General features: G+C 36.6%; 14 protein-coding genes. 12 read left to right on the plus strand and 2 right to left on the minus strand.

Annotated elements, in window-relative coordinates:
* Window positions 1-45 precede the first annotated feature (45 nt).
* Entirely contained in the window at window positions 46-318 is a 273-nt protein-coding gene (locus IEU90_RS11395; protein WP_308738388.1) for a replication initiation protein, read from the minus strand.
* A gap of 286 nt (window positions 319-604) precedes the next feature.
* Here IEU90_RS11395 and IEU90_RS10940 point away from each other — a divergent pair, with 286 nt between their 5' ends.
* The 11 genes from IEU90_RS10940 (at window position 605) to IEU90_RS10990 (ending at window position 7,385) form a co-directional block, all read left to right on the plus strand.
* Window positions 605-847 carry a type II toxin-antitoxin system Phd/YefM family antitoxin gene (locus IEU90_RS10940; protein ID WP_153710998.1) on the plus strand — a complete coding sequence of 81 codons (243 nt, stop codon included), beginning with the start codon at window positions 605-607 and terminating at the stop codon, window positions 845-847.
* Complete coding sequence (locus tag IEU90_RS10945) at window positions 844-1,173, plus strand: type II toxin-antitoxin system RelE/ParE family toxin (protein WP_188358141.1); 330 nt, start codon at window positions 844-846, stop codon at window positions 1,171-1,173. Before IEU90_RS10940 ends, IEU90_RS10945 begins: the two co-directional genes overlap by 4 nt.
* A gap of 301 nt (window positions 1,174-1,474) precedes the next feature.
* On the plus strand, window positions 1,475-1,720 hold the full coding sequence (locus IEU90_RS10950) for a hypothetical protein (protein ID WP_153710997.1): 246 nt from the start codon (window positions 1,475-1,477) through the stop codon (window positions 1,718-1,720).
* 35 nt (window positions 1,721-1,755) lie between these two features.
* Window positions 1,756-1,983, plus strand: coding sequence for a DUF2922 domain-containing protein (locus IEU90_RS10955; RefSeq protein ID WP_153710996.1), 228 nt, complete (start codon window positions 1,756-1,758; stop codon window positions 1,981-1,983).
* A 57-nt stretch (window positions 1,984-2,040) separates the two neighbouring features.
* The gene (locus IEU90_RS10960; protein ID WP_153710995.1) at window positions 2,041-2,277 is read left to right on the plus strand and encodes a hypothetical protein; all 237 of its coding nucleotides are present in this window, start codon (window positions 2,041-2,043) and stop codon (window positions 2,275-2,277) included.
* Entirely contained in the window at window positions 2,270-2,449 is a 180-nt protein-coding gene (locus IEU90_RS10965; protein WP_153710994.1) for a YvrJ family protein, read from the plus strand. The genes IEU90_RS10960 and IEU90_RS10965 overlap by 8 nt, the downstream gene beginning before the upstream one ends.
* A gap of 43 nt (window positions 2,450-2,492) precedes the next feature.
* On the plus strand, window positions 2,493-3,335 hold the full coding sequence (locus IEU90_RS10970) for a tyrosine-type recombinase/integrase (protein ID WP_153710993.1): 843 nt from the start codon (window positions 2,493-2,495) through the stop codon (window positions 3,333-3,335).
* Window positions 3,336-3,358: 23 nt separating this feature from the next.
* Window positions 3,359-3,682 (plus strand): single-stranded DNA-binding protein, encoded by a 324-nt coding sequence (locus tag IEU90_RS10975; protein WP_153710992.1) that lies wholly within the window; start codon window positions 3,359-3,361, stop codon window positions 3,680-3,682.
* A gap of 282 nt (window positions 3,683-3,964) precedes the next feature.
* Window positions 3,965-5,014 carry a replication initiation factor domain-containing protein gene (locus IEU90_RS10980; protein WP_153710991.1) on the plus strand — a complete coding sequence of 350 codons (1,050 nt, stop codon included), beginning with the start codon at window positions 3,965-3,967 and terminating at the stop codon, window positions 5,012-5,014.
* Window positions 5,015-5,776, plus strand: a complete 762-nt coding sequence (locus IEU90_RS10985; protein WP_188358142.1) for a GH25 family lysozyme — start codon at window positions 5,015-5,017, stop codon at window positions 5,774-5,776.
* A gap of 418 nt (window positions 5,777-6,194) precedes the next feature.
* Entirely contained in the window at window positions 6,195-7,385 is a 1,191-nt protein-coding gene (locus IEU90_RS10990; protein WP_188358143.1) for a replication initiation protein, read from the plus strand.
* A 758-nt stretch (window positions 7,386-8,143) separates the two neighbouring features.
* Here the strand turns inward: IEU90_RS10990 and IEU90_RS10995 are convergent.
* Window positions 8,144-8,731 (minus strand): site-specific integrase, encoded by a 588-nt coding sequence (locus tag IEU90_RS10995; protein ID WP_153711000.1) that lies wholly within the window; start codon window positions 8,729-8,731, stop codon window positions 8,144-8,146.
* A 1,876-nt stretch (window positions 8,732-10,607) separates the two neighbouring features.
* Here IEU90_RS10995 and IEU90_RS11000 point away from each other — a divergent pair.
* Window positions 10,608-11,153 (plus strand): transcriptional regulator, encoded by a 546-nt coding sequence (locus IEU90_RS11000; protein ID WP_153710999.1) that lies wholly within the window; start codon window positions 10,608-10,610, stop codon window positions 11,151-11,153.
* Window positions 11,154-11,216: the final 63 nt, after the last annotated feature.

Genomic DNA, 11,216 nt, shown 5'->3' on the forward strand with positions numbered 1-11,216 from the left:
AAAAAAAAGCCACTCAGAAATCATGGTGGCATATTTTCTAGAATTTTACAGATTAACTGCTGTTCTCACTGGGGTAATATTCAACGTATATCCGACAACTTTTCGACCTTCTTTTTCCGTCGTAAGATAAAAGATAGTCTTAGGATAGAGTTCACCTAGTTCCTTGATACTAACGCCTAAGACACGCTGCCGAAAACGCCCGGCACTCCAAGTTTTTGGCTTTCCATCATCGTCCGTCCCTAAAAACCAACTTTGCCATTCATCAAGGCTGCCTTTTATGGTGGCCTTTTGTAGTTTGCCCAGCGAGTTAGCTTTAATAACGTTAGAGCATACTTAGACCGAACGTTAGCCAACTTCGACAGTTTGAATGAGTAATAATTCTCTGCTTCAATTCAATTACGAATGGCGCGACCTTCTTGCTAAACTGGAACTCATTTTTTCCATCCTCAATAACCTCAATTAATCAAATAAGGATTTTGTGGCATCTTAATGTATTACACTATCCTAATCCAATAAAAATTTTAAAAATCTAAAAAAGTTATAATCTATAGTATTGCTGTAAATTATACGTAAAATATTGTACAATACAAATGAGGTGATTAGCATGATGAAAATGTCAATTAAGCCAGTTTCTGCTTTACGTGATTACAATAAGCTCTTAAAAGAAGTCGATCCAGATAATCCAGTTTTTTTAACTAAGAATGGTTATGGAAAATATGCAATCGTGGATATTGAAGAATATGAACGTTTTGTAAATGGTATGAAGTTATTAAAAGATTTACAAAATGCTTCTGCAGAAGATGGTCTTTATACAATGGACGAAGTGTTTGGAGAGACAGATAAGTGAAAGATTATCAAATCCGTTTTAGAAGCGCGGCTAAAAGAGAAATAACCACTCTGAGACGATACTTAGAACGTAATTTTGGTGAAGATAAAGCAAAAGTAATCCTGAACTCATTACAAGCGTCAATTGCTAAGTTAGGGGCAATGCCAAAGCTAGGGCGTGATGCAACTGAGCTATCACCGTTATTAATTGGTTATCGTTTTTTACATTTATCAAAGAACACTGTTTTTTATAAGGTTCATGACGATAAAAAGTTAGTAGAAATTTTACACGTCTATGATAATCGAATGGATGTTTTGGCGCATTTATTAGAACATATGGAAGGTTAACCTTTATTTGTTGGTTACAAATTACATGTATAGTATTTTGGGTTACCCAATATGCAAAGTAAATGATGTTAAAAATATTCTTTTTAACTATAGTTCAAGAATATAAATTCAAATATTGAATATCAAAGACGAACCATGTATAATATGAATTGCACCAAGGAATGTACGTAAAAATATATAGTGAGTTAATTAAGCAATGGTGACATTTCCCTTCCGATTGGGAATGTGTCGAGACTAAGACAAATAGTCAGCCATTGCTTTTTTTGTGCTTTAAAGCGTGACTGACGGAAAGGAGCAGTTAATGAAAGTTACAATGAAGGAAGATCACGGGGCACGGCTACAATTTGCTTTTATCTCCGAAGATTATCCAAAGGGTAAGAACTACATCTTTAATAACGCAATGAGTGACTATGATGATAGTCAAATTACGCAGTTTGCGGAAGCGCTAGAGATGTTAGTTGAAGGTGACCTACAGGACGAAATTGCAGTACTTGCGACGACAAAGGTAATTGTTCAACCAGCACAAGAACAACCTGTCCAAGCGTAGTTTCACGCTAAATCAAGCTAAAAAGGAGGGACAATATGATTACCATTTTGAAGTTGAAATTTAAGGACTCAACAGGAAAAAATCACTTTTTCAAAATTGCAAATCCTAAAAAGGAGTTAAGCAAGGAAACAGTGCGTCAAGCAATGGAATTAATGGCATCTGCCCACTTAATTAAAAAGGGTGAATTGGAATTAACTGGTGTACCAGTTGGTGCCAAATACGTAACCACAACTGAAGAAGCTGTTTACTCAGATGAAGTCTAGGTATCTGGCGGGGACGCGTAATGTGCCCTCGCCTTTTTTACGTGAAAGGAGAAGAAAATGGAACTTAAGAAAGCATTAACCCTGGAAAATTTTGCCCAAACAGTTTATCGCAAGTGTGATTGTTGCAAGCGGGTTCGTGATATTTACTTCCGTCTTAATATCCGAGACGCTAAAACTGCTTCAATGCTTGTCGGATCACTCGAACTATGCAAGGAATGCGGTTATAACATGGGTGACATTACCAAAACTCAAATCCAAACAGAAAGGACATTAGAGGAATTTAGCTTTGAGTAACGAAATCATTAAATACGTGCTGGAGCAATCAGGAGGGTTGTTAATCGCGGTTATCTTAATACTGCGCATGGAAGCCAAATTAGACGGCTTAACGGGTGAAATAACACGGTTGACCGATACTTTAACCAGCCACCTTATCCTGCTCTCACAACATAGTAAATCTGAAAAATAAGACACGACCAATTTCTATATTTGTGTAAAAAGGGGGTGACGTAATGGAGATACAGGAATCTTTTAACCGCTTTATAGCTGACATGCGAATAGAAGGAAAAGCAGAAGGGACACTGATTGAGTATGAAAACCGGCTGTCAAGATTTAAAAAGTACCTAATTCGGCATAAAAAACAGCTAAATGAAATAAATCATGAGGATATTGTCAAATTCACCCGTGAAATGTTTAAGTTTGGCTTAAATTCGACAACTATAAAATGTGAACTATCGACTTTATACGTATATAGTTTATGGGCAGTTAAGAACGGAATACTCAATCAGGTTCCACTTTCGCCAGCAGATTATCCTAAGACCAGCACTGCTAAGAAGCGGATTAGAAGATTGTCAGATGAGGACATCCGAGTGTTTATCGCGTATGTTGACAATCTTCAAGAGAACATCCGGGCTGCTTTTTGGCTAATGTATGGAACAGGAGCGCGGGTTGGTGAGGCCGCACATTTGACGGTAACAGATGTTCAGCTTAAGGATCGTGCGGTCTATATCAATATCAAAGATGCCAAATGGGGCAGTGACCGTTGTATTCCAATTCTTAACCAGCAAGCAGCTAAAATCGTGTGGCAGTATCGACAATCAGTTGGTGTAACTAAGCAACCGTTGTTTCGCTTATCACGGCGGACGCTTCAATGGTACGCGACCAAATTTGCCCAAGAGACCGGAATCGAGTTTCATTGTCATTTATTGCGTCACACTTTTGCAGCCAAATTAGCGGAAAAGGGAGTGCCGATTACTACCATTCAGTACTTGCTCGGGCATCGCACGGTCGCAATGACGGCCTATTATGCCCAATCAGCGCTTGTTGATATGACGAGTATTACGCCAACTATTTAGAATTATAAGGAGAGAAAGAGACTATGAATGACATTAAATTACTAGGACGATTAACGCAAACACCAGAATTAAAGGAAAGTATCAATGGAAATCAATATGCATGGTTTACAGTTGCTGTACCACGGAAAAACAACCGTGATGAAGCTGATTTCATCCGTTGCAAGGCATTCGGAAAATTAGCCGGTGCCCTTAAACAGCATTGTGATAAAGGTCGGCAGTTACTCCTGACAGGCCGTTTGGAGGTAAGTGCCACTACTGATAAGCAAACCCAACAGAAGCGTTTCTTCCACACGGTTATTGCCCATCAGGTTGAATTTTTACATGATCCTAATCGGGCTGCAGCCTAAAAGGTAAGAAGTTGCCGGTTGTCAATGGTAAGCGGACCAAGCAACGCGCGGGAGCATTAAGGAATTGACAACCAAATTTATAATTACACTTTGGCGGTTTCCGGAAACAAATTTATTTTGTCTTCCGGATGCCCCACGGCGAGTGCAGGGGGGCGGGACTGGTCCCGCAAATAAAGTTTTTGGTGTTGCTTTTTTCAAAAAGCGACATGAAACTATGAATTATTGGTATTACCCCCACCCACTAATAGGGGGTAATAAATACAAGATTTTGGGTGAAAAAACATGAGTAAACCCTATCATGACAGCTTTTCAGCGATTATCGACTGGCTAGAATTTACGGTTACTGGATTACAGTTGGAAAGCGTCATCTTAGAGATATTAAAATTAGAAAAAAAGACGTTTACGAAAATGGAAACCGGGCGTTTTGGTTATCGTTCACAGCTCAAATGGAATGAGGGAAGTCTCTATATTATGTTTAATGCGGGGACTGATAAAAACGAAAACGTAATTGAAAACTTACCGCAAAATGTTGATCGAATGGGCATTCACGTAATGATTACGGGTTCCGGCTGTCGGCAATACGAGAGTTTATATGAGCTAAAAACCTTGTTGTTTTATCTGACAATTTTGGACGATAAAGTGAATTTTAGTCGGGTTGATATTGCGATTGATGATTTTAAAAACCAAGTGATTAAATTCAGTCGTATTCATCGAGCGGCAGTTAAGGGTTATTTTACGTCTCGCTGGAATAAATGGGACGAGATAAATAGCCGGCAGTGTTCAACAGGGGAGTTTCTTGGACGCACGATGTATTTTGGCTCACAATCCTCAGAAATTTTTTGCCGTATCTATGATAAAACACTAGAGCGTAAGGCAAAGAGCGAGGAAAAGACAGCTGAATCGGCAACGTGGACCCGTTTAGAAGTTGTTTATCGTAAGGAACGGGCACGAAAACTGATTTACCACATAATTGATCAGAACATGTCAGTAGGGACGGCAATTCGTGGAACATTGAAACAGTATCTACGCTTTATTAAGCCCCCGCAAACGAATGACACAAATAAAGCACGGTGGCCGTCCACAAAATGGTGGGGCCAGCTATTAGATAATGTCGAAAAGCTCCAACTAACGAGTCGCAGAGAGCCAAAATCAATTGATGATATGGCATCTTGGCTTGATCGACAAATAGCCCCTACGATAGCGGCTATTGTCACGGCATATGAGGGCGATATTGACTGGTTGCACCAGATTATCAAAAATGGTGCTTCAAGGCTCTCACAACGTCACAAGGACGCAATTGCACAATATCTACAACAGGAGGTCGCAGAATAAATGGAAGATTATAATATGGTGGCATTTTGTACCGAACAAACAAAAGCGGACCAGGAATATTTTTACAGTATCCAGCCAATGGGGGTTAATGCCTGTGTAGTTAACCTTACCATCGGTGGAAATAAACGAAATTTATTAGCACAAAAACAAATCAAAATAGCAAAAAATGCAGGAATGGTCGTCCATGCGTCCCATATTGCTCGTTTTACTACGCCAGAGGAAGCAAGAGCCGAAGCAAAATTCTTTTTAGCGAATACGCGGGCGTTTAATTTGTCCGCAAAGGTTGTTCATACCTTGATTTTCGTCCCCACTGTAGCTGACAAAACTGCAACGGATTTGATTAACTTTTTTCAAGAAACGCTGTATATTCATGGTTGTCATAAGCAAGACCTATGTGTGCCGGCAAATTTAATAATTAATAATGCTATTCGCGTTAATTGTCTACACCTACGTCCTAACCTAACAGTTATTGATTATAACGGCTTTTCGCCATCAGTAATTGGAATAGGAACGTGGCTCTTTACTGATAATTATTTGGATGAGCGACAGTTAATTGCTTATGATTTTATGGATTTTTACACTAGACATAATCAAGTACGTGGTCGTCAATTAAGTCTTGATCCAGAATATATTGCGAAAACGGGGGACAGTTACTGGCTAATTGCACATCAAATTGGTATTGAATTGACGGAATTATTGATGCTGAATAATGCTAAAGTCGAGGATAAAGTATTTCCAGGACAACGGATTAAAATAGCTTAATTAAAGTTGATATCAACATTTGTGTTGGTATCTTTTTTTATAGAGATTAATAGTTTAAATAGTTTAATAGTTTAAATAGTTTAAATAGTTTGTCGGCTAAAAAATGCAGAATTACCAAGGGATTAGAGAAAAATATAGCTACATAAATGTATCGAAACAACTACATAAGTTGATCGATTCAGCTACATAAATGTATCGAAACAACTACATAAGTTGATCGATTCAGCTACATAAATGTATCGAAACAACTACATAAGTTGATATTTTTAAATATATTCAGCTACATTATGTAATACAGATAGTTGAATATATCCGATGTTGATATTATAGTATTTGTGAGATATATAAAACTACAAAATAGAAATAAAGTAGTTTTATAAGTGATACAGTTATGTAGTTATTTTGAGGTATAAAGAATATGGAAAATGAAGAGCATAAAAGCCAATTGGTTATTCAACATAATGATTTGATAAGAGCGGTCGCTAAGATGGATCGAATGCCACTAAAGCTTTTTGAAATTATTGTTGGTTCATATAATGACAGGAAAAATAAAGATACGGTCTATATAAAGAAACAGTTAGTTTACGATCTACTGGATATAAAAGGAACTAGTCGTGCTAATAGATTACGGAGTGTAATTCGAGAACTTCATACGCATGCAATTTTTAGCTTTCGTACTGTAGATAATGACGAATATTCGATTGCACCAATACAGGAAATTATGTGGAATAATGCTAAACCAGAAATTAGGGTAATATTTGCTCCTAAACTATTGCCCTATATTAGTATGCTTCAAAATAATTTCACACAATATAAATTGACAGAAGTTGCAAAATTAAACAGTAAGCATGCAATCACTCTTTATAAACTCGTAGCGATGAATTATAACCAATACAAGTACTACGCTACTTATTCGCAGAAAAAACGCTCTCGTAAGCAGGTAGATGAATATGCTAATCCAGTTATTACGGTTAAAGAACTAAAGTATCTTACCCAAACAGAAGATAAATATAAAAGCCGTTTTTCAAGCTTTGAGCGATTGGTATTAAAGAAGCCGCTTGAAGAAATTAATAAAAATACTGATTTTACAGTAACTTACGATAAGGTAAAACATGGTCGAAAAATTTACGCAATTCAGTTCCATATATCCAGAAATGGAGAAGTATTAGAGATTAAGCAAGATATCGATGAAGCACAATATCAAAAGGCGCTTAATAGTCCATATACAATCAAATTAGTAAGCGCAAAGATTCTAAATATGGTTAATTTAATGAAAGATAAAGAACTAGTGGTAACACTAGCAAAAGAAGTTTATCCAGTATATCGAGCTATGGTTAAGAGGTATGATGAAAAGGCTTTGCAGCAACATTTAACTTATCTTAAGACACGTATTAATAAGGAAGTTATTGAGAAATCGTTGGTAAAATATTTGAAAAAAGCTGCAGAAAATCGTTTAGAACAACTAGGAAATAATAGGCCCCCTCGTATAGGACGTAATGAGGAAATGCCGGAATGGGCAGGTAAAACCGAGGAGCAGCTGAATAAAAAGGCATCTCAAGAAGAAGTTGATGCTTTAAAGAAGAGAATAGCAGATAGGAATAAGAAATGAGCTTCTCGTCCCTGTAAAAAATTCTTCAATAATGATACAACTTAGTGAAGTATAAGCCTGCCTGCCCTCCTTCCGCACTCCTTGGTAACTTAGTAGAGAGGAAGGCATTGGAGGCAGAGATTTTTTCTTCGTTTAAAAAATCTCTGCCTCTGGCATACCTTCTTAAGGCGGCGATGAAATGTCTCAAAAAAGTTGGGCGAGCCGATCCCACGGGGATAGTCTCACTTTATCCAATTTTTTGAGCCTTTTCATGGAGATAGCGTCGTAGCTTCAGGAGGGCAGGCTGGGGGTGACGCTGTCGGCCACGTAGCGTGTAGCAGTGAATATTGATGAGTATGCCACCTGAATAATGGTGAAGAGCCTGGCTTGAGAGCGAAGAAACGGAAGACGTGTAAACGGCTGGAGCTTCGCGACAAGACAAGGCTCGAAGCCGAAGGGTGGCATACTTTTTAAACAGAAAAACCGCCCGGCCCGAAAGCCAAGCGGTCTACAAGTTTGCTAAACCATGCTATAATATAATCAGCGGATGAATATATTATATTCAACAATAAGGCTGATAGTTTAACAGGTTGCGCTCTTGTTCTGGTGTATGGCAGTACACCACCAGCCAAGCGCAAAAGAGTACACCTTCAAGAAAGATCAGCTCCTAAGACTAACTTGGTGCATTGGTGGTAGCCAGTGCACTTTTTTATTATAACATTTTATAGTGATGTACACTAGATGTATTACTACAGCCACAAGGGTTTGGGTGCTGTTTGTTAATTAAAATTAATCTGGTCGAGCATCTTTTCACGGCTGATTTGGTCTAATCCAAGATACTTCAAGGTCATGGCTTCTGACGAATGATTGAGTAGTTCCATAACTAGGCCGATGTTGTAATTAGATTGCGTGTAAACCCGATAAGCCCCCGTTTTGCGCATGGTATGGGTGCCAAGATAGTTAATACCGAGCAAGTCACCAGTTTTGGCCATAATCTTGTAAAATTGCTTTTCAGTAATATGTCGGTCAGGGTGAGTGGTTGATGGAAAAAGCCATTCAGATTGAATATTCTTTTTCTGAAGCCATGCATAATAGTCTAATAAATCCAGTTTAACGGGTTTTAGGTATAGAATATTGGGTTTATTAGTTTTTTTATCGCGAATGTACGCGTTTTTCTTGATAGTTCCATTGTCATTAAAGATTTCATTTCGCCTGAGAGCTAATACATCGCTCACTCTAAGCAGAGTTGCCTTGCCAACTTGGAAAATAGTGTAGTTCCGTCGTCCTTGTCGGAAGTTCTGAAGTAAGGTGTCCTGAACTTCATGGAGAACGTTGGAATCTTTAATGGGTAAGACAAGTTGTTTCATAGTAATTAGCTCCCTTTACTTAGGGGCTATTTTTTATATTTCCAGATTAAAAGCCCCTACATTCTGATTATAGAATATGGGAGCTTGTTATATCAATATTCTTAAGGGGTTATTTATCATAAATAGCCCCTAAATCGAAAGCTGATTAAAAAAGTATTTTCATGAACGTGGAATATACTATCAGTGCCTTCAAAGTGTATATATTAAATACTTCCTAATCTTAATTAGAATCAATTTAAATATTAGATTAAGCATCTAAATATAATAATTGGTATAATCAAGTTGCTATAATACAAACTCCCTTAGTATTATAGTATTGGCGAGACTTTTACGTTTTCTTAGGGAAAAAAAGGTGTACTTCAAATGACATGGTATTTGAAGTACATCTTTTTTGATAGAGCAACGATATATAATATAAGCCAAACTATAAATAAGAGCACTTCCTACCAAAGCTCTAGAAAGTACTCTTATTTTAATTAAAGGGAGTTTAAAAGAGAACCACTTTAATTGAAATACTCGGAGTTTATTAAATGAGTTCAACAAAAAGTCTATTCAACGTATACTCAAAGCATAAGGTAAAACGTTCGAGACTAATGGAAGTGTTAGGATAATAGCCCTATCTATCCTAACATCAATAATTATAGGCGTTTTAATTAGCTTCTGCTTAATTTTGTATTTAAATATGGCAATACTGGCAAAATTTTATTTTAAATCATTCTTTCAAGAAATCTTACTGCTAGCATAGTAGTTAATCAAAACACTGTTTGTAGCTATTAATTGATTTTAAATATCGCATCTAACAATACAAAAACAGGTAAAATAATTCAAAACTTTATATAATTAGAACTAAGGTTTTAACATTTTTGTTGAAACACCAAATCTATTCTATTTTCCCAAGCGAGCAGGAAACTGCTCGCTTTTTAAGTTCGAAAAATCTTTAAATACAGATTTATGAATTGCATTAGTAAGAATGATATTATCTAAACATAGATCATAATTAGTAGCTATGATTTATATTTTTGGATGATTTATTGGTGCTTTTTTCAAATACAGGAAAGGATACAGCATTATCTGTATCCTTTTTTGTTTTACCTTAAATGATAGGTTTAAATATAAAAATTAGATTTATAAAAAGGCTTTTGATACAATCTAACTGCTAAGTATTACTGCCTTCAATACTTAGCTTTTAAGTGACTATTAGATAAGCTTTTGCCAGAAAGATACTACTTAATTACGTGCGTTAAGTAGTATCTTTTTTGCTAAGTAAATAGTTAAATAAAGTTTGCAGGGATAGAATCTAAATTAACTCTCTTAATAAAAAATAGCCCCTATAGTCCAGTTAAAGGATTTATAGGGGGGGTATACTAATTCAACATGGTATATTATAGGGGCTATTTAGGAAAATAGGCTTAAAGAAGACTTTACTTAAGCAAGGAAAAGTAAATCTTCTTAGAAAATAGATTTCACTAGTACAATCATTTTGTACAAACATAGTATAGCAATACAGTTTTTACTTTTCCTCTTTCTGTATTTAAAAATCATTTAAATTAAAAATTTAAATACAGAATATAGCATTGACAAAGCTTAATGATATAATAAAAATACGCCAGGTTTATCTTTTGACGTAATTTAACTGACCTTACCGTAACCTATTAAGCAGATAGGTTACGGCTTTTTTATTAAAATGCCTGCTAAGTGTGGATTGAAACTTAGCGGATAATAACCTCGTCTTTTATAGCGACTGGGTGAACTTGAGACATTTGTTTTTCCATTTCGCCCTCCTTCTTTTATATAAGATGAAAATAATATCTTTATGATAGAATAACTACAGAAATGTTATTACATGTCCTATATATGTCGGAAGAAGGAAGTAATTATGTCAGAAGAAAAACTTTATACCATTAACGAAATCATAAAAGACGCTAAAATAGCCCGTTCAACTTTTGATAAATTTTCTAAAGCCAATAACTTACGCCCCGCAAAGACTGAAAAACGAGGGAAGAAGTTATACTCCTTAAAAGATAAGGAATTAGTCGTCAACCACTATCAAAGCGGAAAAGGGAAGGAAGAAAAAGAGAAATACACCAATCATAAGGCAGAAAGGCACGATGAAATCGTTGAATTGCTTAAAGAACAGGTTCAGCAATTAAAACAGGCTAATGAGCAACTAGTCCATGATAATGACATCCTTACTGACCAGCTGAAAGCAAAAGACGAACAGATTTCGGTAGCTCATCAATTAGCCGACCAGGCACAAAAACTCCACCTGGGTCTCGAACGGCAAGTCAAAGCACTCACAGGAGACAATGAGAAGCCCGTAGTGGACGGTGAAACAAATTCAGCAACTACTAATCAAAAGCCCTCAGAAGAGCCTACAAGCGAAAAAAAAGCCACTCAGAAATCATGGTGGCATATTTTCTAGAATTTTACAGATTAACTGCTGTTCTCACTGGGGTAATATTCAACGTATATCCGACAACTTTTC

It is taken from the genome of Limosilactobacillus caviae, assembly GCF_014635905.1.
In the GTDB taxonomy this organism is placed as follows: domain Bacteria; phylum Bacillota; class Bacilli; order Lactobacillales; family Lactobacillaceae; genus Limosilactobacillus; species Limosilactobacillus caviae.

Bases quoted from the DNA above. Each gene is read 5' to 3' on its own strand.
- IEU90_RS10940 (WP_153710998.1), top strand. From the start codon at position 605: ATGATGAAAATGTCAATTAAGCCAGTTTCTGCTTTACGTGATTACAAT.
- IEU90_RS10950 (WP_153710997.1), top strand. From the start codon at position 1,475: ATGAAAGTTACAATGAAGGAAGATCACGGGGCACGGCTACAATTTGCT.
- IEU90_RS10955 (WP_153710996.1), top strand. From the start codon at position 1,756: ATGATTACCATTTTGAAGTTGAAATTTAAGGACTCAACAGGAAAAAAT.
- IEU90_RS10960 (WP_153710995.1), top strand. From the start codon at position 2,041: ATGGAACTTAAGAAAGCATTAACCCTGGAAAATTTTGCCCAAACAGTT.
- IEU90_RS10970 (WP_153710993.1), top strand. From the start codon at position 2,493: ATGGAGATACAGGAATCTTTTAACCGCTTTATAGCTGACATGCGAATA.
- IEU90_RS10975 (WP_153710992.1), top strand. From the start codon at position 3,359: ATGAATGACATTAAATTACTAGGACGATTAACGCAAACACCAGAATTA.
- IEU90_RS10980 (WP_153710991.1), top strand. From the start codon at position 3,965: ATGAGTAAACCCTATCATGACAGCTTTTCAGCGATTATCGACTGGCTA.
- IEU90_RS10985 (WP_188358142.1), top strand. From the start codon at position 5,015: ATGGAAGATTATAATATGGTGGCATTTTGTACCGAACAAACAAAAGCG.
- IEU90_RS10990 (WP_188358143.1), top strand. From the start codon at position 6,195: ATGGAAAATGAAGAGCATAAAAGCCAATTGGTTATTCAACATAATGAT.
- IEU90_RS10995 (WP_153711000.1), bottom strand. From the start codon at position 8,731: ATGAAACAACTTGTCTTACCCATTAAAGATTCCAACGTTCTCCATGAA.
- IEU90_RS11000 (WP_153710999.1), top strand. From the start codon at position 10,608: ATGTCAGAAGAAAAACTTTATACCATTAACGAAATCATAAAAGACGCT.